This is a genomic window from Porifericola rhodea (genome assembly GCF_030506305.1).
Taxonomy (GTDB): Bacteria; Bacteroidota; Bacteroidia; order Cytophagales; family Cyclobacteriaceae; genus Catalinimonas; species Catalinimonas rhodea.
Map to the genome: position 1 here is coordinate 3872391 of NZ_CP119421.1, position 24783 is coordinate 3897173.

25 protein-coding genes are annotated in these 24783 nt (G+C 40.5%); 15 read left to right on the forward strand and 10 right to left on the reverse strand.

Going from position 1 to position 24783, the window contains the following annotated elements:
• Positions 1-47: 47 nt before the first annotated feature.
• The 5 genes from PZB74_RS15940 to PZB74_RS15960 all read left to right on the forward strand — a co-directional run bounded on the left by PZB74_RS15940 (position 48) and on the right by PZB74_RS15960 (position 6134).
• Positions 48-1961: a sensor histidine kinase gene (locus PZB74_RS15940; RefSeq protein ID WP_302237872.1), complete on the forward strand. Its 1914-nt coding sequence runs from the start codon at positions 48-50 to the stop codon at positions 1959-1961.
• 136 nt (positions 1962-2097) lie between these two features.
• Entirely contained in the window at positions 2098-2985 is an 888-nt protein-coding gene (locus tag PZB74_RS15945; RefSeq protein WP_302237874.1) for a DMT family transporter, read from the forward strand.
• A gap of 12 nt (positions 2986-2997) precedes the next feature.
• Entirely contained in the window at positions 2998-4128 is a 1131-nt protein-coding gene (gene tgt, locus PZB74_RS15950) for a tRNA guanosine(34) transglycosylase Tgt (RefSeq protein ID WP_302237876.1), read from the forward strand.
• A 15-nt stretch (positions 4129-4143) separates the two neighbouring features.
• Positions 4144-5217: an LptF/LptG family permease gene (locus PZB74_RS15955; protein WP_302237878.1), complete on the forward strand. Its 1074-nt coding sequence runs from the start codon at positions 4144-4146 to the stop codon at positions 5215-5217.
• A complete protein-coding gene (locus PZB74_RS15960; RefSeq protein ID WP_302237879.1) occupies positions 5217-6134 on the forward strand; it encodes a DMT family transporter in 918 nt (305 codons plus the stop codon). Before PZB74_RS15955 ends, PZB74_RS15960 begins: the two co-directional genes overlap by 1 nt.
• Before the next feature lies 1 nt (position 6135).
• Here the strand turns inward: PZB74_RS15960 and PZB74_RS15965 are convergent, their stop codons facing one another.
• The gene (locus tag PZB74_RS15965) at positions 6136-6861 is read right to left on the reverse strand and encodes a GIN domain-containing protein (RefSeq protein ID WP_302237881.1); all 726 of its coding nucleotides are present in this window, start codon (positions 6859-6861) and stop codon (positions 6136-6138) included.
• A gap of 215 nt (positions 6862-7076) precedes the next feature.
• Positions 7077-9431, reverse strand: a complete 2355-nt coding sequence (gene topA, locus PZB74_RS15970) for a type I DNA topoisomerase (RefSeq protein WP_302237883.1) — start codon at positions 9429-9431, stop codon at positions 7077-7079.
• Positions 9432-9589: 158 nt separating this feature from the next.
• On the opposite strand from topA, the gene PZB74_RS15975 reads away from it, so the two are divergent.
• From PZB74_RS15975 to PZB74_RS15990, 4 genes are all read left to right on the forward strand, one after another.
• Positions 9590-10090: a SixA phosphatase family protein gene (locus PZB74_RS15975; RefSeq protein WP_302237885.1), complete on the forward strand. Its 501-nt coding sequence runs from the start codon at positions 9590-9592 to the stop codon at positions 10088-10090.
• Between the two features lie 9 nt (positions 10091-10099).
• Positions 10100-10429: a phage holin family protein gene (locus PZB74_RS15980; protein WP_302237888.1), complete on the forward strand. Its 330-nt coding sequence runs from the start codon at positions 10100-10102 to the stop codon at positions 10427-10429.
• A 2-nt stretch (positions 10430-10431) separates the two neighbouring features.
• Entirely contained in the window at positions 10432-11001 is a 570-nt protein-coding gene (locus PZB74_RS15985; protein ID WP_302237890.1) for a VTT domain-containing protein, read from the forward strand.
• Positions 11002-11260: 259 nt separating this feature from the next.
• Positions 11261-11830 carry a DUF4136 domain-containing protein gene (locus PZB74_RS15990; RefSeq protein ID WP_302237892.1) on the forward strand — a complete coding sequence of 190 codons (570 nt, stop codon included), beginning with the start codon at positions 11261-11263 and terminating at the stop codon, positions 11828-11830.
• Between the two features lie 71 nt (positions 11831-11901).
• On the opposite strand, the gene PZB74_RS15995 is transcribed toward PZB74_RS15990, so the two are convergent.
• Positions 11902-12825, reverse strand: coding sequence for a DUF8428 domain-containing protein (locus PZB74_RS15995; protein ID WP_302237893.1), 924 nt, complete (start codon positions 12823-12825; stop codon positions 11902-11904).
• A 64-nt stretch (positions 12826-12889) separates the two neighbouring features.
• On the opposite strand from PZB74_RS15995, the gene PZB74_RS16000 reads away from it, so the two are divergent.
• Positions 12890-13480: a methyltransferase domain-containing protein gene (locus PZB74_RS16000; protein ID WP_302237895.1), complete on the forward strand. Its 591-nt coding sequence runs from the start codon at positions 12890-12892 to the stop codon at positions 13478-13480.
• Here PZB74_RS16000 and PZB74_RS16005 read toward each other — a convergent pair.
• Positions 13470-14255 carry an O-methyltransferase gene (locus PZB74_RS16005; RefSeq protein ID WP_302237897.1) on the reverse strand — a complete coding sequence of 262 codons (786 nt, stop codon included), beginning with the start codon at positions 14253-14255 and terminating at the stop codon, positions 13470-13472. The two genes, PZB74_RS16000 and PZB74_RS16005, sit on opposite strands and share 11 nt — an antisense overlap.
• Positions 14256-14642, reverse strand: a complete 387-nt coding sequence (apaG, locus tag PZB74_RS16010; protein WP_302237899.1) for a Co2+/Mg2+ efflux facilitator ApaG/CorD — start codon at positions 14640-14642, stop codon at positions 14256-14258.
• Between the two features lie 82 nt (positions 14643-14724).
• Here apaG and ung point away from each other — a divergent pair, with 82 nt between their 5' ends.
• The gene (gene ung, locus PZB74_RS16015) at positions 14725-15387 is read left to right on the forward strand and encodes a uracil-DNA glycosylase (protein WP_302237901.1); all 663 of its coding nucleotides are present in this window, start codon (positions 14725-14727) and stop codon (positions 15385-15387) included.
• Between the two features lie 61 nt (positions 15388-15448).
• On the opposite strand, the gene lepB is transcribed toward ung, so the two are convergent.
• From lepB to PZB74_RS16040, 5 genes are all read right to left on the reverse strand, one after another.
• Entirely contained in the window at positions 15449-16561 is a 1113-nt protein-coding gene (gene lepB, locus PZB74_RS16020) for a signal peptidase I (RefSeq protein WP_302237903.1), read from the reverse strand.
• Between the two features lie 79 nt (positions 16562-16640).
• Complete coding sequence (gene dapB / locus PZB74_RS16025) at positions 16641-17369, reverse strand: 4-hydroxy-tetrahydrodipicolinate reductase (RefSeq protein ID WP_302237904.1); 729 nt, start codon at positions 17367-17369, stop codon at positions 16641-16643.
• A gap of 2 nt (positions 17370-17371) precedes the next feature.
• Positions 17372-18073, reverse strand: a complete 702-nt coding sequence (locus PZB74_RS16030) for a DUF5683 domain-containing protein (protein WP_302237905.1) — start codon at positions 18071-18073, stop codon at positions 17372-17374.
• A 5-nt stretch (positions 18074-18078) separates the two neighbouring features.
• Positions 18079-18975 (reverse strand): ParB/RepB/Spo0J family partition protein, encoded by an 897-nt coding sequence (locus PZB74_RS16035; protein WP_302237907.1) that lies wholly within the window; start codon positions 18973-18975, stop codon positions 18079-18081.
• A gap of 35 nt (positions 18976-19010) precedes the next feature.
• A complete protein-coding gene (locus PZB74_RS16040; RefSeq protein WP_302237909.1) occupies positions 19011-19784 on the reverse strand; it encodes a ParA family protein in 774 nt (257 codons plus the stop codon).
• Positions 19785-20115: 331 nt separating this feature from the next.
• On the opposite strand from PZB74_RS16040, the gene PZB74_RS16045 reads away from it, so the two are divergent.
• The 4 genes from PZB74_RS16045 (at position 20116) to egtD (ending at position 24781) form a co-directional block, all read left to right on the forward strand.
• Positions 20116-21261, forward strand: a complete 1146-nt coding sequence (locus PZB74_RS16045) for a hypothetical protein (RefSeq protein ID WP_302237911.1) — start codon at positions 20116-20118, stop codon at positions 21259-21261.
• 32 nt (positions 21262-21293) lie between these two features.
• Positions 21294-22220 (forward strand): PfkB family carbohydrate kinase, encoded by a 927-nt coding sequence (locus tag PZB74_RS16050; protein WP_302237913.1) that lies wholly within the window; start codon positions 21294-21296, stop codon positions 22218-22220.
• A gap of 206 nt (positions 22221-22426) precedes the next feature.
• Entirely contained in the window at positions 22427-23755 is a 1329-nt protein-coding gene (gene egtB / locus PZB74_RS16055; protein WP_302237914.1) for an ergothioneine biosynthesis protein EgtB, read from the forward strand.
• Complete coding sequence (gene egtD, locus PZB74_RS16060; protein ID WP_302237916.1) at positions 23756-24781, forward strand: L-histidine N(alpha)-methyltransferase; 1026 nt, start codon at positions 23756-23758, stop codon at positions 24779-24781.
• The last annotated feature ends 2 nt before the right edge of the window (positions 24782-24783 follow it).

The following is a 24783-nucleotide window of genomic DNA, read 5'->3' on the forward strand; positions in this document are numbered from 1 at the left end:
AAAGCTTATTGCAAAGGATTGTTGCGCTGACCTCTTTTTATCAGAAGATGAAAATAAGGACCCAAATTTTCTCAGGTTTTCTACTTGTACTTTTTCTCACATCCATATTAGCAGTAGTAACTATTTACTACCTGGGAAATTTGGGAACCGCTTCTACTAAAATTCTGGAAGAGAATTACCGTTCGGTCAAAGCTTCTGAGCAAATTATTATCTCTTTATCCAAAGTAGATCAGATACTGGCTAAAATCTGTCTGGGGCAAAACTACAATGACTCTTCTCTGGTTTTAATTCTGGATCGTGAGAAACAACTACTGAGTAACAATATTGGTATCTGTCGCCAGAATGCCTCTGACCAAAAAGAAGTAATGCTGGTAGGAGAATTAGAGGACGAATATGCCAGCTACATCTATTACATAGATGATTTTAAAACTACAGTAGATAAAGTAGGCCTATACTTTACTGTATTACAAAGGCTTAATGGTGTTATCCGTGAGCATGCTGTTCAGTTGGCAAACATCAATCATAAAGACCTGAGTGAGAAAGATGACTATGCACAGTCTCTTTATTTTCAGTCTAAAATTTATGTTTTTTTGATTCTGGTGCTGGTGCTGATGATTGTAGGCTGGACTGTATATAAAGTGCCTCATGAAATTGTAAAGCCTATAACCAAAATTACGGAGAAGATTCAACGTATCTCTCAGGGAGAATATCAGCAGGAGATTAAAGTGGATTCCAGTAGCGAACTGGGAGATTTGGCTGTTGCCTTCAATAATATGTCGGTACGCTTGCAAGAGTTTGAAAAGCTGAACATAGAAGAGGTGCAGGTTCAGAAAAGCCGTATGGAGTCTATTATCCGAAGTATGAATGATGGCTTAATTATTCTGGACGAGCAGGAAGAAATTATTCTGGTGAATGAAACCAGCTCTAGCCTGATAGATATGGAGGAAAGTGAACTGATTGGTAAAAAACTGTGGGAGCTTTCCGAGAAAAATGAAGTTTTGCATGAGCTGGAAGTATCCTTAAGTAATAAGGATTTTAAGCCCGCTACGATGGAAGAAAGCCATAGCTTCCTTAAAATCAATAGAGGAGATGGTAAGCATGCGTTTTTTACCAAAGAAATATATAAGGTTTACAGTAAAGAGACAGCTACTAAAAGATTTTTAGGCCACATTATTACCCTCAAAGATATCACCTCCTTTAAAGAATCAGACGAGGCCAAGTCTAACTTTATTGCGGTTGTATCTCATGAGCTAAAGACACCACTTTCTGCCCTAAACATGAGCTTAATGCTCTTAAGTAATACTCGCTTTGGTACCCTTAACGAAGAGCAAAGCAAGACTGTAAAAGCTATGAAGCGAGAAGTTCAGCGACTGGTAAATATGGTTACTGAACTCCTGGACCTAACTAAGGTAGAAAGAGGGCAAATTAGTCTAGAAAAAGAGGTGATTGAGCCAGCAATCCTATTGGAATATGCTATCGCTCCGGTAGATGTGAAATTTAAACAGAAGGACGTTCGCATTGATAAAAATATACAGGAAGGACTACCTGCCCTTTACGTAGACCCAGAAAAAATATCTTGGGTACTCATTAACCTGATGACCAATGCGTTACGCTATTCTACTGAGGGTGGAAAAATTATTCTTGAAGCACGTCGCCTGGACGACATGATGGAGTTCTCAGTAAAAGATTTTGGTCCGGGAATTTCTAAAGAAAACCTGAAGAGAGTGTTCAATAAGTTTGTTCAACTAAATACAAACGGTAAAAAGAACAAGCACGGATTAGGTTTAGGTTTGGCTATCTCAAAAGAAGTAGTAGAAGCCCACGAAGGGCAGATTTTTGTGGAAAGTGAGCTAGGTGCGTGGAGTAGGTTTTTCTTCAGAGTACCCATTGCGGCAGAAACCGATAAAGAGGAGATTAAGCCCAAAGAACTCCAGAATGTCCGCAGTATGCACATCACTTAATGAAAAATATTAGCAGTTGAATTAATAGACTGTTTTTCATGTTTACCTTAGGTTCTCTATCAGGCGCTAAATACCTTAGCGTCTTTTTTATTTGCCAGGGCCCTCCAGTGCCCTGCTAGTCCACGACATTATTATCATGAAGCTCAGCAAAGGCATACAATACATGTTGCTATCCACCTTTCTTTTTGCCTGTATGAATGTACTGGTAAAACTGGTAAGCAATATCCCAGCTGTAGAGGTAGTTTTCTTTCGCTCTATTATCTCACTGATTATCAGTTATACAATTTTAAAGTCCAAGAAGATCAACATATGGGGAAATAATAAACCTTTGCTAATCGCAAGAGGTGCCGCCGGAGCTATTGGGCTGGTTCTCTATTTTATGATTATCCAGCAGATACCTTTAGCTACTGCCGTAACCTTGCAATTTCTGGCACCAATAGTAACTGCTATTTTAGGTATGCTAATTTTAAAAGAGAAGGTAAAAGGATGGCAATGGCTTTTTTTTCTACTTTCGTTTGGCGGAATTTTAGTAGTCAACGGTTTTGATGCCAGGGTAGAACCCCTTCATTTGCTAATGGGAATTATGGCAGCATTAGGGGCGGGTATGGCATATACTATTATCCGTAAACTTAATACCACCGAACATCCTTTAGTGATTGTCATGTATTTTCCACTGGTAACAGTGCCTATTACCGGAACATACTCAGCCTTGCATTGGCAAATGCCTCAGGGCATAGAGTGGCTAACTTTGCTGGGCATAGGCGTACTGACACAATTTGCTCAGTTTTATCTTACAAAATCTTTTCAGCAGGAAGAAATCAATAAAGTAGCCAGCCTCAAGTATTTGAATATTCTCTATGCATTGTTCTTTGGCTACGTTTTCTTTGAAGAAACTTTTAACCTGTACACCTATCTGGGAATGTTACTGGTGGTAGCCGGAGTTATTCTGAATATCTGGTACAAACAAAGAACTACTAAAGAGGCAGAGGAATCTCAGAAGGCCAGGGTTAAAAAAACAGCATAGCATTATCATATTATGAAGTTTGAATTACAAACAAAAGACGCAAAGTCTAAAGCCCGCACCGGCGTTTTACATACCGACCACGGGCCCATACATACTCCTATATTTATGCCGGTTGGTACGGCAGGTACCGTTAAGGCGGTTCATCAGCGAGAGCTAAAAGAAGACATTGAAGCTGATATTATTTTAGGCAATACCTATCATCTGTATTTACGACCGGGACTGGAGTTACTGGAAAATGCCGGAGGCTTGCACAAGTTTAATGGGTGGAATGGCCCTATTCTCACCGATAGTGGAGGCTATCAGGTTTATTCTTTAGCGGAAAACCGTAAGATTGAAGAAAAGGGCGTGACTTTCCAGTCTCATATAGATGGCTCCAGGCATGTGTTTACTCCTGAAGCTGCAATGGATATTCAGCGTAGCATTGGGGCGGATATCATCATGGCTTTTGACGAATGCACACCCTATCCCTGTGAGTACGATTATGCCAAAAATTCTTTAGCGATGACTCATCGTTGGTTAAAAAGGTGCTGCGAGCGATTTGACAGCACAGAAGGACGATATGGTTATGAGCAGACCCTTTTTCCTATTGTGCAGGGCAGTGTATATCAGGATTTGAGAAAAGAGTCTGCCGAATTTATTGCTTCCTGTGAGCGTGATGGTAATGCTATTGGTGGTTTGGCGGTAGGCGAACCAGCTGAAATGATGTACGAAATGACCGAACTGGTATGTGATATACTGCCGGCAGACAAGCCGCGTTATCTGATGGGAGTAGGTACACCAGCCAATATTTTAGAATCCATTGCACTAGGGGTGGATATGTTTGACTGTGTTATGCCCACCAGAAATGCCAGAAATGGCATGTTGTTTACTACTCAGGGAATTATTAATATCAGGAATGAAAAGTGGAAAAATGACCTGAGCCCCATAGATGAAGAGCTTGGGGGCTATGTGAGTACTTACCATAGTAAGGCTTACTTGCGACACTTGGTGCATGCCAAGGAAATCTTAGGTGCACAGATAGCCAGTATACATAATCTAACGTTTTACCTATGGCTGGTAAGGCAGGCCAGAACGCATATAGAAGCAGGGGATTTTGCCAGCTGGAAAAATATTATGGTAGATAAACTTATGCAAAGACTTTAACGTGCAAAAGGGTAAATGAAAATACTAGACCTCTATATTCTCAAGAAGTTTCTGGGTACTTTTTTCTTTGTGGTATTGCTACTGGTATCTATAGTCAGTGTGATAGACTATACAGAGAAAAATGATGACTTTCTGGAGCACCAGCTGGAAGGCGCTCAGATACTGTCATACTATGTAAATTTCATTCCCTATGTAGCTAGTCTGATAACACCGATAACAGTTTTTATCGCGGTTGTTTTTGTTACTTCTAAGCTGGCCGGTAATACAGAAATTATTGCAATTCTTAGTAGTGGCATCAGCTTTCGCCGCATGCTTTTACCCTATATGATAGGTGCAATGTTTATTGCGGCAGTCAGTTTCCTTTTAAATGGCTGGGTTATACCAAATGCCAATAAAGAGCGCATAGCATTTGAAATTAAATATGTAAAAAGCCCATTTTACTATGATGAGCGCAATATTCATATGAAGATTTCTCCTCAAGCCTATGCTTATATGGAAAGCTATAACAACAATGCGGATGTAGGCTATCGCTTTACTCTGGAGAAGATAGAAGGAAACCAGATGTTGGAAAAGATTTCGGCACGTCGCATAGAATGGGACTCTACTACCTCTAAATGGCGGCTTAAGCAGTGGAAACGACATACATTTGATGGTATGCAGGAATCTATAGATTCAGGCAATGAAATGGATACAACTCTGAACATTCATCCTAAAGATTTTGGTAGCACCTATGGTATGTACGAGACTCTAACTTTGTCTGAATTAAACCGGCATATCTCCTTGCTCAGAGAGCGTGGAGCAAACGACATTCCTCTATATCAGGTAGAGAAATATATACGTTATATGTCGCCCTTTACGGCCATTATCCTCACTTTTATTGGAGTAATTATGTCAGCCCGAAAGAGTAGGGGAGGCTCAGGGTTTCAGATTGCTATGGGTTTTGGTATTGCCTTTTTGTTTATCATCTTTTTCATCTTCGCCCGTAGCATTGCCGAAGCCAATACGATGAATCCAATTGTAGCAGTCTGGATTCCTAATATCATTTTTAGCTTTATTGGTCTGGCCCTATACAAATTCGTTCCTCGATAATGTCTTCTCAAGTTAAACATTATGTACAGCTCCATTTTGTAGTATTAATCTGGGGCTTTACAGCTATACTGGGTTTGCTGATTAGTATTCCTTCAGTAGAAATTGTGTTGTATCGTACTTTAATCGCAAGCCTGGCGCTGCTCCTTCTTTTATATGTGAGTAAAAAGCCCATAGCTTTAGATAAGAGAACAGCAACAAAGCTACTCTTAACAGGAGGGTTAATTGGAGCTCATTGGATATTATTTTTTGGGGCAGCAAGAGTATCTACTGCATCAGTTTGTTTAGCAGGTATGGCTACCAGCTCTCTATGGACAAGTTTTATAGAGCCATTTTTTTACCGTAAAAAGATTCGGTTTTATGAAGTGGCTTTAGGGGTGCTGGCGATTATAGGTCTTTATATTATTTTTCGTTTTGAGTTCAATCATGCTTTAGGTCTTTTTATGGCCATCGCCTCCGCCTTTTTAGCCTCACTCTTTACAGTAATCAATAGCAAGTTTACCAAGCAGCATTACCATTATACAATCACTTTTTATGAAATGGCTGGTGCTTTTTTATTCACACTATTGTTTATTCCTTTCTATGCTTCTTACATAAGTGAAGGTGGCATAGTCTATTGGCTTCCCAGTAGTATGGACTGGATGTACCTAATGATACTGGCGGTAGTCTGCACGGTCTATGCCTATTCTGCTTCAGTGGAACTCATGCGAAATGTATCGGCTTTCGCTGTTAACCTGACAACCAATATGGAGCCGGTCTACGGTATTGTGATGGCCTTAATATTTTTTGGTGACAAAGAAGAAATGACAGAGGGTTTTTATGTAGGTACCCTCATCATTCTGGTATCCGTACTGGCTTACCCCCTGATAAAAAGATTTATGAGGAGAAAAGCTGCACGTGCAGAGCTGTCACATAGTTAAATCAGTTATATACTTTTAAACTTAAATCGCCAAGGACCAGCTTTTTGTCTATCCAGGGATTGCCAGTACACTGTACTTCAGAGTCGCCCAGGCTGGTGAGGTTAAGTTTCTGTGCTACATTCAGGTCTAGCACACTGTCACCAAAGGAGTTTACCTTGCCTTGTTTGCAAATTAGCTTGCCTAAGTCAGCTGTATGGTCTCCCAGGGTATTTAATTTTAGCTGGGTCACGTTTCCGCTTTCTATTTTAAGGTGGTTGTCACCATATAGGGAGGTCTTAAATTTATCAGCATTTATGGCTTTAAAACTGATCTTATTGTCGCCATATGATTTAAGGGTAAATTTTTGAGCTTTCATATTACCCAGATGTTGAACATTATTATCACCCATTATTATTAGCTTTTCCAAGTTTTTGTAGGTCAGCTTAACTAGTACCCTGGCTTCAGAATATTCATTATAACTACAGCCTCTTTTACAGCCTTTAAGGTATATGTTCAACTTTTTTCCACTATCCTCAATCACAATATCTTTTTCATCAATCTGGAAATAATCAATCTCGAGAACCTGCTGCTCTCCTTGTTGCAGAACAAGATTAATCCGATCAGAGATGGTAAGTTTACTGAATGGAAGGGCTACTGTTTTACTAATGCTTTTCGCTGTGCTATTGGTAGTACAAAAGACAAGTAGCAAAATACCTATGAAGGACGAGGTGATAAAATGATGTTTCATGCTTTGGTAGTTTTATAGATAGATGCCACACTTAGGCAGGGGGTTGCATAGCGAGGGAATTATCTATAAATATCGATTTAAAAGTGTTGGCTATAGGCACTTCTAGCTAGCAAGGTAGAGAAGGTTAAAACTTGAGGATAAATAAAAAAGGCCACCTCATAAACTTTGAGATGGCCAACTTTAAATGATATGTAATTCAAGCTAATATTAGAGCTTTATTTCTTTTTAGCTCTGCCCTTAGTTGCTCTTCCTTTCTTTTCGGGGGCTTTCTCAGCCAGTTCTAGGCATTCTTCCAGTGTAAGCTCAGAAGGCTCTTTATCTTTAGGAATTTTTACGTTTTTCTTTCCTACTTTAATATAAGGACCATAGCGTCCCTTTAGCACCTGCACATCTTCATTTTCATCAAAAACCTTGATATACTTTTCTGCTTCAGCCTTGCGTTTAGCCAGTATAAGCTCAGTAGCACGCTCCAGGTCTACAGACAGTGGATCGTCCTCTTTGGGGAGGGAAGCAAAGAGATTTTTATGACGTACGTAAGGACCAAATCTACCAATATTGGCCGTAATCATTTCTCCTTCAAACTCACCTACTTCGCGCGGTAGCTTAAAGAGTTCCATGGCCTCTTCCAGCGTAATGGTTTCAATAAACTGCCCTTTTCTCAGACTGGCATATTTAGGTTTCTCTTCACCGTCTGTTTCTCCCAGTTGTACCATAGGGCCAAACTTACCCAGACGAGCAATTACAGGAAGGCCTGTCTTAGGGTCATCGCCCAGTAAGCGATCACTTTTTACCTGCGAACGGTCTATTTGCTCAGAGCTCTCAATTTTAGAATGGAAACGCTGATAAAATTCGTCCAGCATCTTGTCCCATTCCTTTTTGCCTTGCGCTATTTCGTCAAACTCTTTTTCTACACGAGCAGTAAAAGAGTAATCAATGACGTTTTCAAAATACTCTACCAGAAAGTCATTCACTACCATAGCCACATCAGTTGGGAAAAGCTTTTTCTTTTCTGCGCCGGTAGTTTCGGTTAGTGTCTGGTTTTCAATTTTATTTTCTTTTTTCTTAAAAGTAATCTCTTTGTACTGTCGCTCCACTCCAGGGCGGTCTTCTTTGAGCACATAACCTCTTTTTTGTACAGTAGAGATGGTAGGTGCGTAAGTAGACGGACGACCAATACTCATCTCCTCCAGTTTTTTTACCAGGCTCGCTTCTGTATAGCGTGGCGCATGGCGGGTAAAGCCTTGTCGTGCTTTCATAAAGTCCAGCGTAAGCTTTTGTCCTTCCTTTAGCGGTGGCAGCATACCCTTTCGGTCTTCGTCATTTTCCTCATCGTCCGTAGACTCTATGTAGACCTTAAGAAAACCGTCAAATTTGATCACCTCACCTGTAGCGCTAAAATGAGTTGGCATATCATTGCCTGCCTGGCCTTTATAGTTAATGCCAATAGTAACCAAAGTACGTTCTATTTCGGCATTGGACATTTGAGAGGCAATAGCCCGTTTCCAGATCAGCTCGTATAAACGCTGCTCGTTTCTTTCTTTACCAGCTTCTTTGGCAGAAAAATCGGTAGGGCGAATAGCTTCGTGCGCCTCCTGTGCTGACTCAGACTTTGTTTTGTAAGTACGCTGATGATGATACTTATCTCCAAAAGTACTTTTAATCTCCTTTGCGGCAGCATCTCTGGCCTCTTCAGATAAGTTGGTTGAGTCGGTACGCATATAGCTTATTTTACCAGCCTCATAAAGTCTCTGAGCGAGTGTCATGGTTTGAGAAACTGAGAAGCCTAGTTTGCGAGAAGCTTCCTGCTGTAGGGTAGAAGTGGTAAAGGGTGGAGCAGGTGATTTTTTTACCGGCTTCTTCTCAAGTTTATCAATCTGGTATTCTGCATCGCGGCATGCTTCCAGAAAAGCCAGAGCTTCTTCTTCGGTGTCAAACTTTTTAGGCAGGTCTGCCTTTAGTATGCTGTTTTCGTCCACAAAAAACTCAGCAGATACTTTGTAAGAAGACTTAGCATTAAAGTCTTTGATCTCGCGCTCACGCTCAACTACCAGCCTAACAGCGACCGACTGTACCCGTCCAGCGGATAGTCCTCTCTTAATTTTTTTCCACAGCACAGGTGACAGCTCAAAACCAACCAGGCGATCCAGTATACGGCGTGCCTGTTGTGCGTTTACCAGATCCAGATCTATTCCTCTTGGAGTTTGTATGGCATTGAGTATGGCATTTTTGGTAATCTCCCGAAAGACAATACGTCTGGTTTGCTCATCTTTCAGCTTAAGCTCTTCCTTCAGGTGCCAAGAAATTGCCTCTCCTTCACGGTCATCATCACTAGCCAGGAAGATCAGCTCAGAGTCTTTTACTAGTTTTTTGAGCTGAGAAATAACATCCTTTTTGTCAGGAGAAACTTCATATGTAGGCTTAAAACCATTTTTTATATCAATTGCTTTATCATCTTTGGGAAGATCGCGAATATGACCATAGCTGGAAGCTACTACATAATCTTTTCCTAAATATCCTTCTATGGTCTTTGCTTTTGCTGGAGATTCTACTATAACTAGGTTCTTGGGCATCTTAGGCTTGCTTTATAAATCAATTATTGAAATAAGTACGTAAAGTGTACTGGTTGATTGTTGAGTTAAACTACGTGATAAGAAGTTTACACACAACTTATTGTAATATTCGCTGCAAATAAAGAGAATTGTTTTTTCATTAACATATACTTCTACAAATGGTTAAAAATTTGTTTTTAGTACGTCACGCTGAAGCTGCAGAAGCTATAGCTGGTATCAAAGATATAGAAAGAGATCTTACTGCCAAAGGTTACCGCGATGCACCCCGTGTCGGAAAGTATCTTTTTGAACTTAATGTTTCCACAGACGCTATGCTGAGCAGCAGTGCTCAGCGTGCCCGAGCTACTGCTGAGCTTATGGCAGAACAACTAAAGTATGAGCAGCATAAAATTGCTTATGTGGAAGAGCTATACAATGCTTCTGTCAGGAGTATGTTGCAAATTATAAACGAAGCTAAACCTCACTGGAACAAGCTCATTGTGGTTGCTCATAACCCTTCAATTTCTTATCTGGCAGAGTACCTTAGTGGAGAGGCTATTGGAAATATGGTGCCTGCCGGAATGGTAAACCTGAGTTTTGAAATTGATAATTGGTCGGAAGTGTCGGAAGGATTAGGAAAGCTGGAAAAGTACGTAACACCAGATACTATTATTTTTTAATTAAATATTATGTTAGCTAAACTGTTAGTAAACGCAATAGCTGTGTTTTTGGCTGCCTACCTGCTGCAAGGTGTACAAATCAAGAATTTTTGGAGTGCTATACTGACCGCTATAGTCCTGGCGATAGTAAATGCCGTAATTAAACCGCTAATGGTGATTTTGACCATACCGGTGACCATTCTAACTTTTGGACTGTTTATTTTAGTAATCAACGCCCTGATGCTTATGTTGGTAGATGCAATTCTGCCAGGGCTTAAGATCAAGAATTTTTGGTGGGCACTTATTTTTGGGGTAGTACTGTCAGTGATTAACGCAATCCTCTCCTGGATAATTTTATAAATGTGGACAAAGAAAAGCTTGTTTTTTTATCTCGTAATCTGGCTAAAGGCCTTCTTTGGCTGAGCCTGCTGATCGCAGGCTTCTTTTTATTCAAAAAGTATGTAGATGTTGACTATTTATCCTGGCTGAAACCTGTATATGACTCCCCCACATTAGTTTACACTATTTACTCTTTGTCGGAGTTGCTTTTTGGAATTATTCCTCCAGAAATTTTTATGATGTGGGGATTACGGCATAATAATCTGGAGACTTATGTACTGGTAGTGCTTATATTGTCTGCGATTTCATATCTGGCGGGTAGCCTAGGCTTTTTAATTGGCAGATATCTGGAAAACACGCGATTTTTCAAGATTTTCAAGAGAAGAGTATTCGGTAAGTACGAAAAGTACTTATTCAGTTTTGGGGGCTTTATTGTTATTGTGGCTGCTTTAACTCCACTGCCATTTTCGGGAGTAAGCATGTTGGTTGGAAGTGCTGAATTTCCTGCACGCAAATTCCTTTTGTTCGCGCTATTTCGTTTTGTCCGCTTTCTAGCCTATGCCTGTATTATATGGGAAGTAAATATGCTATAAACCAAACTTTATGTATAAGTTTTGGTTGTAATCTCATTGCTTATCCGCATAGTAGGGTAGATAAATTAACATGTAGCTGCTAGGCATACCTACTCAAAATGAATCGCATGTGGTAATGAAGTATGCCTAATAGGGTAATTGTCGGTAAGCTTACATAATGAAACCTTTTACCCAAAGATATTTATGCAATATCGGTGTAGAGTCATAATATTTTATTATTATATTTAAATATCTGCATATAATCTACATCACTTAAACTATGAAGGCTACTTACTCTATTACTTTTCTTTTCCTGCTCTTTTTAGCTAGCTGTATGGGTTATAAAGAGTTTCCGGTTGAATCTGATTACAGTTTTGAGGGTGACTTTAAACGATACAAAACCTTCAATTTCTTAGACACCAGGAGCTCAGGTCCTGACTCCAGTATTCAAAATAATATTATTGAAGAGTCTATACGTGCACGTATGGAATTGCAAGGCTACGATTTTTCAGAAACTAACCCACGATTGTTAGTATCATACAAGATCTTTTATGATAGCCTTTTCTTTACGGGCTATGAACAGCCAGACCTTGAGATGTTCATAGAATATGAAGAGTCTATTGACCAGGAAATGGACCCCGTAAAGTATAATTTGAGAGAAGGGACACTACTCGTTTTAATCTATGATCGGGAACGTAAAAAATCTATCTGGCAGGGTTATGCATCAGGAGTGTTTGGAAACCAGTTTTTTAATGATAAGCGATATCTGCAGGGAGCTGTCCGTTCCATTTTTGACCAGTATAAAGTTTTTGCAGAGGGGTTTGTGGTAGATAAAAAGAAGATGAGGTGACAAGCTTGTTGGATGGTATATACTGAAAATGCCGCATTTAGCGGCATTTCTTATTCTATAGAGCTGTTAATCTAGCGTACTTCAAAATTAGCTTTACCAATTACGTAGTCGTCGGCGTAAATTTCTATGGTATGGCGGCCTTCCTCATACTCGCTACCTTTTTCATATAAGAAAGTTAGTTTTTGCTGGGTATTGTCAAAAAGGATCTCCTGCTTTTGGGTAAAAAATACTTCTTTACCGTCTTGCATAAAAGTACCAGAGCCTTTAGCTACATCAAAAATAACTTTACCAGAAGGATCAATAATACGAACCATGATGTCTTTACCTTCAACCGGTGCTACATCATTTTTAGCCAGGTTAAAAGAAAGCTGTAGCTTTTCTATCTGATTATTACGGTAACGATCTCTTTCTTTAGCGTTTCCACGGCTGTTAACTCCTTCAATCTTAATGTTTTCTGCTTCCAGGCGTGAGGCAACCTGTACTTTTTCTGAGAGCTGCTCATTGCTTGTTTTTACCTGATTCATCTGCTTACTAAGCTCCCGCTGGTCTTCTTTAAGTTCGGTGTTTTCTGCATAAAGTGCCTCGTTAAGCTCTTTGAGTTCAGCAATTTCTTTGTCTTTGTTAAGCAAGAGTTCGCGATAGCCTTCTACACGGTTTCTGATCTGATCATACCTTTTTTGAGCAAGCTGCCCCTGGTTTTGTAATTGCTCCTTTTCCTGCTCTAAAGTTTCCCGGATCAAACGAAGTTCCTCTACGTCTTCTCCCAATTTCTGCAACTCCTCAATTTTCAGGTTGAGTTCATTGCTCATAGACTCCAGCTTGTTGTAGGTCTCTTCCAACTCCTCCTTGCTACTTTGTAGCTCGGTACTCATTTCCTGATTGTTTTGATAGTACAGGAAGAAAGTAACCACATTTGCCAGGAGCAACACGCCTATCACTGCTATAAGAATATTTCTGTTTTTTGATCTTTGTGGGTCACTCTGATTGTTTGACATATATAGATTAGTTTATTTGTTCTTCAGTGCGTAAAAATAGTAAAATATTTCTTTCATACTTACCATGATGCCTCTAGATGAAAATTACTGGACAGAACGTTATCATAATCAGCATACAGGATGGGATTTAGGCAAGATTTCCCCTCCAATACAACAGTATGTAGATCAACTGACTGATAAAAATATTTCTATTCTAATTCCTGGAGCTGGCAATGCTTACGAGGCGGCCTATCTATATCAGCAGGGATTTCATAGTACCTACGTATTAGATATTTCGCTCTACCCTTTGCGGCAATTTCAGAAGAACTACCCTGATTTTCCAAAAGAACAGTTACTTCACCAGAATTTTTTTGAACTGGAAGGTAATTATGATCTTATTCTGGAACAAACTTTCTTTTGTGCTTTGCAGCCAGACTTAAGAGGCCAATATGTGAATAAAATGCTAAGTCTTCTTAAAGATGGAGGGAAGCTGGTAGGTGTACTTTTTGATGATCCCCTCTTTGAAGACCACCCACCATTTGGTGGCAATAAAAGCCTATACCTTACCTACTTTAAATCCCATTTCCAGATTATAACCTTTGAAAGATGCTATAATTCCATAAAGCCAAGACAGGGTAGAGAACTATTCATGATTATGGAAAAAACTAAAACATGAGGGCATGATGTTGCTTCATGTGCGCAGCATTAAAAAACAACATGCCAGCATCAAAAAGGTCTAAACTCAGGCTTATGTCTGGTCTCTGGTAAAGCTCCACCCAGGCTTGTCGCATCTCATTTGACCAATAAATATCATCCAGTATCAAAACACTTTGCTCATGTGTTTTTGCACGCAGTTGCTGGAAATAGTTTAAAGTAGGTACGTAGCGATGATTAGCATCCAGGTACGCCATGTCAACTTTGGGCAGCTTTCTGAGAGATTGAGGAAGAGTCTGATCAATATTGCCCTCTATCAGCTTAATATTTTTGTATGGCCACTCATTAAATAGCTGTCGGGCAAGTTGAGCAGTATTGGCACAGCCTTCAAAAGTATAGATTTCAGCATCAGGGTTAGCAGCAGACATATAAAGCGTATTAATGCCCAAAGAGGTGCCCAATTCAATAATGACAGTATGATTTTGAGATTGTATAAGCCGAAATAACATACGAGAAAACCTGGCCTGGCTAAGGCTGTGCGCTGCTATGTTACTTACCTTCCTATTTTGTTGTTTGCTGGCTTGTGAGGGAGCTCCCGGAGAATTGATATTTATTGCACGTGGGTTTTGTAAATAAGACCTTCTGTAAGCCTCAATACTATCAAAAATGGCTTCTTTATTATCAGCGGCTATTACTTTTTCATACAGCTGATATACAAAAGGCGCATGTAAAGAGTGTCGGTTTACGGCATGCAACCAATGGTGAATATATCCCTTGACTAATGAGAATCTGCTCAATTAATTGCAGCGGTAGGGGGCTATCATATGAAACTCAGGAATAGCGGCCAGAAAGTTTTTGCCATCTACTACCCGGTCCATAAGGTAAGTGCCGTACATTTTTCCAATGCCGGATTTAAGGTTACAGCCAGAAACATACTGATGGGTATCGCCAGGCTCCAGGGTGGGTTGCTTACCTACCACGCCCTCGCCTTCAACTTCACGTACCGGAAAACCCGCATCAGCAATAAACCAATGTCTTCTCAGTAACTTTACGGTATGCTGACTGTTGTTTTCAATAGTAACATGATAAGTGAATACATAATGGTTTTGGGCTGGACTAGAATAGTCAGGCTGATATTCAGTAACAACTGTTACTTTTACACCTTCTGTTACTTCAGTTACCATTTTATTGTTTTCTTTCTTTTTTTACGATAAATATACTCAATAGTTTAAAATAACCTAAACAGCAGAATTAATTCTTCAACTAATGGATGTAAAAATTGCGCCCTCCTGGAAAGAGCATCTTTCCGCAGAGTTTAGTAAGCCATATTTTTTAAGTTTGGTAGATTTTGTTAAGACTGAATACAGTAATCAAACAGTATATCCTCCCGGAAAAGAAATTTTCAGAGCCTTTGACCTCACGACTTTTGAAGATGTAAAAGTGGTTATTTTAGGTCAGGATCCCTACCATGGACCTAATCAAGCCAATGGATTAGCTTTCTCGGTAAGAGATGGTATTCGTATGCCTCCTTCCTTAGTCAATATTTTTAAAGAAATAAAAAATGAATTTGGTAAGGAATTACCTCCCAGCGGTAATCTGGAACGTTGGGCTGAGCAAGGGGTACTTTTACTAAATGCTACTCTTACAGTAAGGGCCAGGCAGGCCGGATCTCACCAAAAGAAAGGCTGGGAGGAGTTTACCGATGCTGTTATCCGGCACATATCCGAAGAGAGAGAAAATGTAGTATTTATGCTTTGGGGCGCATACGCTCAGAAGAAGGGTAGCATAATTGATGAAGACAAACACTTTGTCTTAAAATCTCCACATCCTTCTCCTTTTTCGGCAGATAGAGGTTTTTTTGGAAACAATCACTTCAAGAAAGCCAATGAGTACCTGAGCGATAAAGGTAAGGGTGAAATTGAATGGTAACAAAAAAGGTTCTAAGCGTTAGCTTAGAACCTCGGTTGTTTATAAAGTAGTAATACTTTGATTATTCAATCAAGTTAAATAAGCGATTCCATCTGATTTTGTCGATAAATCCTCCATTAGGGTCTACAGACAACCAGATAAAGAAAGCTTTGCCAACAATATGATCTTCTGGTACAAAACCCCAGAAGCGTGAGTCTTCAGAATTATGCCGGTTGTCACCCATCATAAAATAGTAGTCTTGCTGGAAGGTGTATTCGTTAATTTCCTGACCGTCAATGTATAATTTACCATCCTTCTTCTCTACATCTTCATGACCTTCATAGTGTTGAATCACTACCTCATATTTGGCAAGATTAGCTTCATCCAGGCTTACAGTCATACCTTTTGCAGGTACTTCTAAGGGACCGAAAAAGTCTGCATTCCATGGAAAAAGGCTGGCATCAGGAAATATTCTGGGGTTGACCTGATCTTCACTATAAGCAGCCGAATGTACAGCATTTACGAATGGTAGCTTGGCAAACTCATCCGCAATTTCAGGTGTACAAAGTACCACATAACCACCCTGTGTCAGATTGTATTCCCACACTTCAAAATTATCAAAAACGCGATCATTGATAACTTCGTCAGTAGCTACGAAATATCTGAACTGAGCACCTTCTGGAGCATCCAAAGGCTGGTTGTTAACGATTACCTGACGGTCTTCCACTTTGATAACATCTCCCGGTAAGCCTACACATCGTTTGATGTAATTTGTCTTGAGGTCTGTAGGGTGCTGAAACTCAGTAGGAAAGTTAAATACTACTACATCATTCCTCTTTACATCTGAAAAACCAGGTAACCTGAACTGAGGTAGCTGAATCCAGTCAACATAAGAAGGAATGTCGGTGCCCCAAATGGTTTGGTGTGTTAAGGGTACCTGAAGCGGTGTTTTTGGAGTTCTTGCCCCATAGTGCATTTTGCTTACAAAAAGGAAGTCACCTACGAGAAGAGACCTTTCCATGGAGGGAGTAGGTATGGTAAATGCCTCCAGAAACAACCACCGAATCAGGGTAGCTGCGACTACTGCAAATACTATTGCATCTACCCATTCGCGGGTCTTAGACTTAGGAGCTTTATGCTTAGAAGAACTACTCTCTGTGGTATTGGGGTCTTTTTTCTTGAGAAATGTCGCCATATGAATTGATTCAGAACAAACTTTTTATACTTCTGATTAACGCCAGTAGAAAACAAATAATGCCTCTAAAGATAAAGAATTAAAATTTTATGAAATCATGCATGCCCAAAATTCCTTTCTTGTTCTTAATCCATTCCGCTACTAAAACTGCACCAAGAGCAAAACCTTTACGGGTATGGGCTTCATGTTTAATCTCTATAGTATCTATTTCAGACTGATATTTAACAATATGTGTACCAGGCACTTCCCCTTCTCTTTTAGAGGTAATGGCAATACTCTGTCCGGAGCCCTCTGCCGCTTGTTCTTCCAGGTGCCAGTCATTTTTAGTGTCTAATGACTTGAGCATACCCTCTGCCAGGGTAATGGCAGTACCACTGGGCGCATCTTTCTTTTGGGTGTGGTGTATTTCCTCCATAGAAGGCTTATAGTCGGGGTAAGCATTCATGATGCCAGCCAGAATCTCATTGAGCCTGAAGAAAATATTAACACCTATACTAAAGTTAGAGGCATAGAAAAAAGTACCATTCTGCTCTATACAATAATCTTCTATAGCCGACTTCTCTTGCAGCCAGCCGGTAGTACCGGATACTACAGGTATATTGTTTTTTAGACAGTAACGAATGTTAAAGGGGGCGGCATCCGGTTGGGTAAACTCAATGGCGACATCTACCTCTTCAGGCTTCAGGTTTTCTAATATTTCGTCACGTTTGTCTACATCTACCTTGGCTACGATGGTATGACCTCGCTCAATGGCTAATTGCTCAATGGTTTTTCCCATTTTGCCATATCCGAGTATAAGAATGTTCATGTTTACTTTATGTTTAAAAATAGTGAAAGGCCAGCAGCTGGCACAAAACTACCTCCACCAGAAGAGAGAGCGTAGTATTGGCCTGCAGAAGGCTGAATTTCCAGGCTAAGCTCTTCGCTAACGTCAAACTCAATAAGGTGCGCATCTACAATGGCTTCCATAATCTGGAGGGCATAAGCTCCTGCCATTAGTATATACATAAAATCTCTCTGGCGACGAATTGTCTCCAAATTATTGGTTACCTGTGTCAATCCTTGTGCAGCTACGGAGTTAATTAAAGGATTTTGTTCTGGAAGCCCATTATCCAAAGCAATGTAGGCACGACGAAAAACGAGGTACTGATCGTTATACCAGGTAGCAAACCAGCCCAAAGTAATAAAGGTGCCATAGACAATCGGCACCTTCCAGTATGCTCCATTGTAAACCTGCCCTAACCCAGGCAGAGCGGCAGCATAAAGGGCCGCCTTGCGAGGAATTTTCTTGCTGTTTCTTCCTGTAAAGATAACCACAGAATCCGGGGGAGCATCATTTCCCTTTTGATCCGTACCTATAAGTACCTGATCGTTGATTTCAATGGTATCTTCCATGATAACCTGAGTCTCAGGAGTAGCTTCGCTTTCTTCTTCCTGTGCCAGACAGTTTGTGGCAGAAAAAAGCTGTGTTACCAAACATAATGCACAAAAGATACCTGTTTTCCACAGCATAGAGCTTACATCTCTAATAGTTCCAGTATTCTGTTTAGGTCATCGGCAGAAACGTAAGGGATTTTGATCTCGCCTTTTTCCTTACCACTGCTTTTAATCTGTACTTTGGTGCCAAAGTGCGAAGAAAGCTTAGTCTGTATCTGACGCAGCTGGTAAGCAGTCTCAGGATTTACTTCTTCCTTAGGTTTTTCCTTTTTGCGAGGCATAGAAAGCTCTCGTACCAAGGCTTCTACCTTCCTAACCGACAGGTCTTCTTTAATCGTTTTTTCAAAGATATGGAGCTGCTGATCAACATTTTCTACGTTGATAATAGCTCTTGCATGCCCCATAGATATACGGTTATCGCGGAGGGCCGCCTGAATATCTGGCGGAAGCTTAAGCAAGCGCAGGTAGTTGTTTACAGTAGAGCGGTTTTTACCTACTCTTTCTCCAAGTTGCTCCTGGCGCAGGTCACACTCAGAGATGAGGCGCTGATAGCTTAGTGCGATTTCTATAGAGTTCAGATTTTCACGCTGAATATTCTCTATCAGAGCCATTTCCAGCATTTGCTGGTCATTAGCCATACGCACATAGGCGGGAATCATGTCCAGGCCAGCAATTTTTGAAGCCTGCACTCTACGCTCTCCAGAAATGATCTGAAAACGATCGTTACCCATCTTTCTAACTGTGATGGGCTGAATAATTCCCTGAACTTTAATGGACTCCGCTAATTCTTCCAGTGCTTCCTGATCAAAGTTACTTCGGGGCTGGAAGGGGTTTACATCTATAGTATTGAGAGAAATTTCGTTTATGCTGCTAACTTCTTTAACAGCCTGCTCTTTTCTGCTCGAGTCTGAGTCTTCCAATAAAGCACCCAAACCACGGCCTAAAGCATTTTTTCTTTTAGGATTTTTTCCTGACATCTTATTTGATATTCTTTCCTCTACACTGAACAAAACTAAATAGTGATCCCGTTCTTCTCCAATATTTCTCGGGCCAGATTAAGGTAGCTCAGAGCTCCTTTACTTTCGGCATCGTGCACTATGGCTGGCAGTCCGAAACTAGGCGATTCACTAAGTTTAATATTACGGGGAATTAAGGTTTTAAAAACCATGTGCTGAAAGTGGTTGCTGACCTCCTCTACAACCTGGTTAGAAAGGCGCAGGCGTACATCATACATGGTTAGCAGTATACCTTCTATCTCCAGACTGGTGTTAAGTCTGGATTGTATAATCTTAATGGTATTAAGCAGTTTGCCTAGCCCTTCCAGTGCGTAATACTCGCATTGCACAGGAATAATTACAGAATTGGCAGCGGTAAGTGCATTGATAGTAATAAGACCTAGCGAAGGTGAACAGTCAATAATAATAAAATCATACTCCTCTTTTAAAGGCGTAAGCGATTCACGCATTCTGGTCTCCCGGCTGTCCAGACTTACCATTTCAATTTCAGCACCCACCAGATCAATATGAGAGGGCAGGAGGTATAAAAAGCTGGTATCAGTTTCTACGATGGTGTCTTTAACTTCAATTTCGTCTACCATGCACTCGTATATACTATTCTCTATTTCTTTAGGGTTAAATCCTAAGCCTGAAGTAGAGTTGGCCTGTGGGTCAGCATCTACTACTAATGTCTTGTACTCCAGTGCTGCCAGGCTGGCTGCCAGGTTGATCGCACTGGTTGTTTTTCCTACCCCTCCTTTTTGATTAGCGATTGCTATGATTTTGCCCATTGAATATTTGGCTAGGTTAGTAATGTAATAATTATGAGTGTTTTGTTAACTTTTTTCCTTTTATTTGTCTTTAAATAGTGATTAAGCCACGATTTTTGGTATTGGAAAAGGAAAAAATCATGTGATATATATCATTCCAAAACAACCGGTATCACAATAATTTACGATTTAAAATTCATATATTTTGGACGGAATTTGAATCACGAACAGTCACAAATATAAAAGTTTAATTCTTAAAAAATAACCAAAGTTGTAAGTCTGTCCTGTCCTTTTCCATAAGCGTAGAAAAAAATCAAAGGCAGGGTTTTGGCCTGCATATATCATCTCATCCATGCAGCTAATAAGAGTTACCGACAGAGATTTGGTGAGCGAATTTGTTCACTTACCCTCTCGCCTAAACCACCAGCGTAAAATGTGGTCTAGGTCGCAGCAAAAACAAATAAAATCGCTGATTTATCGCAAATCTTCTTTTTACGATAGGGGGGATGCCGCTTTTTGGATACTCACAAATTTTAGAGGACAAACGATAGGACGAATCGCAGCTTTTGTAGAGCACCCAGAACATACAGACCATCCCCAGGGCTTTATTGGTTTGCTGGATTGTATCAATCACTTTAAAGCCGCTGCATCACTCTTTGATGAGAGCAAGCATTGGCTGGCACAGCAAGGGGTAAAATCTATGAAAGCTCCGCTTAGCTTTCTTCCTTTTCAGCTGCCCGGGGTAGCTTTACAGGATGAGTTGCGGCAGGGAGTTCCTTTTTTATCTACTCAGGCTTCTTACTTTGCGGATCTTTATGAATTTTATGGTTTTAAGCCCATAGCTACAGATGAATTGTGGAAGTACGAGTCTGTAAATGACGTACTCAAAGAAGAAGTAAAAGTAAGCGCAAACCATACCTTACTTAATAGAAAATTTACCTTTAAGAGAATAAATAAGGCTGAGCTGGAAAGTGTTGCTGAGGCTATAGCTACCATTTATACTAGCCAACCAGAGGTTCTGGATTTGTCTGCCCAGTCTTCCAAAGTTATTTTACACTGGTTGCGGCTTATGTTTGACCAGAGCCCAGCTCCACTGGGGTGGATTGCCTATCGTAATGGTGGGCCATTTGCTTTTACGCTCAATATAATTGTAAAGGGGAGGGTAGACCAGCCTTCAGAGGTGCTTTGGAAGCAATGGATGGCCCATTTTTCTAAAAAGAACCAGTTTATCTTAAATTTAGGGCACCAGCTAGCCGGGCAGGGAGAGGAAGCCAGGGAGGTAGCCTCAGCATTACTATTTTTATGTGAGCAGGAGGTATCCGAACATAGTCAATATCAGCATCAGCACTTCTTAATTTTAAAAAAGTCATTTACCCCCTTTAAATCCTGCATAAACACGACTACAGCACTGGATAAATTTGCGAAGTTTGAGTACTCATTTGATCAAGAGCCATTGATTGGTACTTTTGCAAAGTCTAAAGTTGTTACTCGCAACTAGCAAAGTATTTTTTATCAGCTAAACCAAATTTTATGAGCTTATTAGCAATCGGAAGTGTTGCATTTGATCAGATTGAGACACCTTTTGGCAAGTCCGACAAAATTATTGGTGGTTCAGGCACTTATATTGCCATGGCGGCTTCTTACTTTACCAATCAGACTAAACTGGTAGGTGTAGTAGGAGAGGACTTTAGGCAGGAAGACCTGAACATGATGCAAAAGCATGGCATCAATACTGAAGGGGTGCAGATTAAAAAAGGGGAGAAAACATTTTTCTGGTCAGGGCGCTATCATGCTGATCTCAATACCAGAGATACATTAGTAACAGAACTCAACGTACTTGGTGATTTTGACCCTATTATACCAGAAAGCTATCAGGACTGCGAATACCTGATGCTGGGCAATGCAACGCCTGCGGTGCAGAAGACAGTGATAGAGCGTCTTCATAAACGTCCTAAACTGATAGTGCTGGATACGATGAACTTCTGGATGGAAGAAGCATTCATAAGTGGGCTCAAAGAAGTAATAGGCATGGTAGATGTTGTGTCTATCAATGACGAAGAAGCTCGTATGCTTTCTGGTGAATACTCACTTGTAAAAGCAGCCAAAAAAATAATGGCAATGGGACCTAAGTATCTGATTATAAAAAAAGGAGAGCATGGCGCCCTACTGTTTAGCGATGAACAAATCTTTTTTGCACCGGCCTTACCACTAGAAGATGTATTTGACCCTACCGGAGCCGGTGATACTTTTGCAGGTGGATTTATTGGGCATTTAGCAAGCACTAAAGATATTAGCTTTGAAAATATGAAGCGTGCCGTAATCTACGGTTCGGCTATGGCATCTTTTTGTGTAGAGCAATTCGGACCAGAGAAACTAATTGAACTTACTGCTGATGAACTGGAAGGACGTGTTCAGGAGTTTATAGATTTAGTACAGTTTGAGATAGAATACAACTAATTCAAATAATGAACAAGGTTTTACAAAAGGTAGTCGCAGACTACCTTTTTTTTTTTATAAGTAGTGCAGAAGACAAGCTGCCTAATTTTTTTTGGAGAGAGAACACATAATTGGTAGATTATCGTTGAATTTATTTAACTGAATTCTAAACACATCCCTAGAATTTTTGATTGTTTAATTTAACTCCTACTTGAGACTATTTTTTTATGATACACCCTAACCAATCCTCAACATCTGATCTGGCGCAGGCACAAGTATCACCTCTAGCCAAAATGTATCAGGATGTAAGAGCACACTCTACCAAGCTTTGCAAAGCTCTTAAAACAGAAGATTATGTAGTGCAACCCATACAGGACGTAAGTCCGCCTAAATGGCACCTGGCACATACTACCTGGTTTTTTGAGCAGTTTATCTTGAAGCCATACAAAAAGGACTATCAGATTTTTGATGACTCCTACAACTTTATCTTCAATAGCTATTACGAGAGTATGGGCGATAAAATGCTGCGTGACCATCGCGGTAACATGACGCGCCCATCTACCGAAGATGTTTATCTCTATCGTAAATACGTAGATGAGCAAATGCTGGACTGGATGCATACAGCAGAGTTTGAAGCTCAATCAGTATTAAGCGAACTTACTGAGTTGGGGCTTAACCATGAGCAACAGCATCAGGAATTGCTGGTAACAGATATCAAATATATATTAGGTAACAACCCTCTTTTTCCGGCTTACCTTCAGCATACAGAAACCTGGAAACCAAAGGCAGACCTGAGCAAGCAGGAGTACATTGAAATTTCAGAAGGGCTATACGACATTGGTTTCAGTGGAGATGGTTTTCACTACGATAATGAAGAGGGTGCACACCAGGTTTTTCTGCACAACTTCCGTTTACTTAACCGACTGATTACGAATGGAGAGTACTTGGAGTTTATGGAAGCAGGAGGTTATGACAACTATGACCTTTGGCTGGCTGATGGAAGAGATTATGTAAGGCAGCACGCTATTAAGGCTCCTCAGTACTGGCATCAGATAGAAGGAAGGTGGTACCAGTATACGCTACATGGTTTGCAGGCATTGGACGAACATGCTCCAGTTACCCACATTAGCCATTACGAGGCAGATGCATATGCCCGTTGGAAAAACAAACGTTTGCCTACCGAGCAGGAATGGGAAGTAGCCTGCAAACTTGCGCAGTATGATCAGAACCTACACAAGCTTCATAGAGCAAATTTTGTGGAAACAGAAATTCTACAGCCCCAGGCACTACAGGCAGCCCCTACTCAGGATACTCCAGCGCAGATGATGGGCGATGTTTGGGAGTGGACTCAAAGTGCTTACCTGCCCTATCCTTTTTACCAACGCGAGAAGGGTGCGCTAGGGGAGTACAATGGCAAATTTATGAGTAACCAAATTGTGTTAAGAGGTGGCTCCTGTGCCACTCCGGAAAGTCACATTCGTTGTACATATCGTAACTTTTTTCAACCTGATAAACGCTGGCAATTTACCGGCATCAGACTAGCTGAATATTTTTAAATGAAGACTAACAACTTTTCTAACACTGCCACCGAGGGCGAGTATGATCAATTATCAACCATAGACATGCCCGACATTGACCCAAATTTTGCAGAAGATGTACAAACAGGTCTGCAGGCTGAGCAAAAATATCTTTCATCCAAATACCTGTACGACAAAAAAGGCGATGCCATTTTCCAGCAGATTATGGATATGGAAGAGTATTATCCAACGCGATGCGAGTATGAAATATTTGAGCTGCATAAAGCTGAAATGCTTAAACACTTTGGCGAAGGGGTAGATAAATTTAAACTGATAGAGTTTGGAGCCGGTGATGGCATGAAGACCAAAGTACTGCTGAAACATTTCTGGAAATCTTCGACCAGCTTTGATTATGTGCCTATAGATATCTCTGCCAATATCGTAAAAACCCTAACAAAAGATCTGAATGAAAATATGCCTGGCTTATCAGTTAAAGGTATTTGCGATGATTATTTTCGCGCTTTCGAAAAGCTGGACCAAAGCGATGAAGAAAGTAGAAAAGTCGTACTTTTTCTGGGAGCTAATATCGGCAACTTCAGTAGTGAGGAAAGTATCGACTTTCTGAAAAAAGTGGCCTCTTACTTAAAATCAGGAGATAGGCTACTTATTGGCTTTGACCTAAAGAAAGATCCTCAAACCATACTGAATGCCTACTTTGATAAGAATGACATAACTAAGTCGTTTAAAATCAATTTGTTAGAGCGGATAAACCGAGAGCTTGGAGGTAACTTTGATACTTCTTCTTTTGAGTATTTTCCCATATACGATCCTCTGGAGGGCTCTATCCGTAGCCATCTGGTAAGTAAAAAAGAACAGGAGGTGTATATAGAAGCTTTGCAGCAAACTTTCCATTTTGATGCCTGGGAAGCCATATTTATGGAACGCTCTCAGAAGTATGACCTCAAAGATATACACCGTATGGCAGAAGCCGCAGGCTTTCAGTGTCTGCATCATTTTTATGACAGCAAGAGGTATTTTACGGATTCTTTATGGACATTGCCCTAAGC

Excerpts from the sequence above, each read along its gene's own strand:
- PZB74_RS15940 (WP_302237872.1), top strand. The coding sequence starts at position 48 with ATGAAAATAAGGACCCAAATTTTCTCAGGTTTTCTACTTGTACTTTTT.
- PZB74_RS15945 (WP_302237874.1), top strand. The coding sequence starts at position 2,098 with ATGAAGCTCAGCAAAGGCATACAATACATGTTGCTATCCACCTTTCTT.
- tgt (WP_302237876.1), top strand. The coding sequence starts at position 2,998 with ATGAAGTTTGAATTACAAACAAAAGACGCAAAGTCTAAAGCCCGCACC.
- PZB74_RS15955 (WP_302237878.1), top strand. The coding sequence starts at position 4,144 with ATGAAAATACTAGACCTCTATATTCTCAAGAAGTTTCTGGGTACTTTT.
- PZB74_RS15960 (WP_302237879.1), top strand. The coding sequence starts at position 5,217 with ATGTCTTCTCAAGTTAAACATTATGTACAGCTCCATTTTGTAGTATTA.
- PZB74_RS15965 (WP_302237881.1), bottom strand. The coding sequence starts at position 6,861 with ATGAAACATCATTTTATCACCTCGTCCTTCATAGGTATTTTGCTACTT.
- topA (WP_302237883.1), bottom strand. The coding sequence starts at position 9,431 with ATGCCCAAGAACCTAGTTATAGTAGAATCTCCAGCAAAAGCAAAGACC.
- PZB74_RS15975 (WP_302237885.1), top strand. The coding sequence starts at position 9,590 with ATGGTTAAAAATTTGTTTTTAGTACGTCACGCTGAAGCTGCAGAAGCT.
- PZB74_RS15980 (WP_302237888.1), top strand. The coding sequence starts at position 10,100 with ATGTTAGCTAAACTGTTAGTAAACGCAATAGCTGTGTTTTTGGCTGCC.
- PZB74_RS15990 (WP_302237892.1), top strand. The coding sequence starts at position 11,261 with ATGAAGGCTACTTACTCTATTACTTTTCTTTTCCTGCTCTTTTTAGCT.
- PZB74_RS15995 (WP_302237893.1), bottom strand. The coding sequence starts at position 12,825 with ATGTCAAACAATCAGAGTGACCCACAAAGATCAAAAAACAGAAATATT.
- PZB74_RS16000 (WP_302237895.1), top strand. The coding sequence starts at position 12,890 with ATGATGCCTCTAGATGAAAATTACTGGACAGAACGTTATCATAATCAG.
- apaG (WP_302237899.1), bottom strand. The coding sequence starts at position 14,642 with ATGGTAACTGAAGTAACAGAAGGTGTAAAAGTAACAGTTGTTACTGAA.
- ung (WP_302237901.1), top strand. The coding sequence starts at position 14,725 with ATGGATGTAAAAATTGCGCCCTCCTGGAAAGAGCATCTTTCCGCAGAG.
- lepB (WP_302237903.1), bottom strand. The coding sequence starts at position 16,561 with ATGGCGACATTTCTCAAGAAAAAAGACCCCAATACCACAGAGAGTAGT.
- dapB (WP_302237904.1), bottom strand. The coding sequence starts at position 17,369 with ATGAACATTCTTATACTCGGATATGGCAAAATGGGAAAAACCATTGAG.
- PZB74_RS16030 (WP_302237905.1), bottom strand. The coding sequence starts at position 18,073 with ATGCTGTGGAAAACAGGTATCTTTTGTGCATTATGTTTGGTAACACAG.
- PZB74_RS16035 (WP_302237907.1), bottom strand. The coding sequence starts at position 18,975 with ATGTCAGGAAAAAATCCTAAAAGAAAAAATGCTTTAGGCCGTGGTTTG.
- PZB74_RS16040 (WP_302237909.1), bottom strand. The coding sequence starts at position 19,784 with ATGGGCAAAATCATAGCAATCGCTAATCAAAAAGGAGGGGTAGGAAAA.
- PZB74_RS16045 (WP_302237911.1), top strand. The coding sequence starts at position 20,116 with ATGCAGCTAATAAGAGTTACCGACAGAGATTTGGTGAGCGAATTTGTT.
- PZB74_RS16050 (WP_302237913.1), top strand. The coding sequence starts at position 21,294 with ATGAGCTTATTAGCAATCGGAAGTGTTGCATTTGATCAGATTGAGACA.
- egtB (WP_302237914.1), top strand. The coding sequence starts at position 22,427 with ATGATACACCCTAACCAATCCTCAACATCTGATCTGGCGCAGGCACAA.
- egtD (WP_302237916.1), top strand. The coding sequence starts at position 23,756 with ATGAAGACTAACAACTTTTCTAACACTGCCACCGAGGGCGAGTATGAT.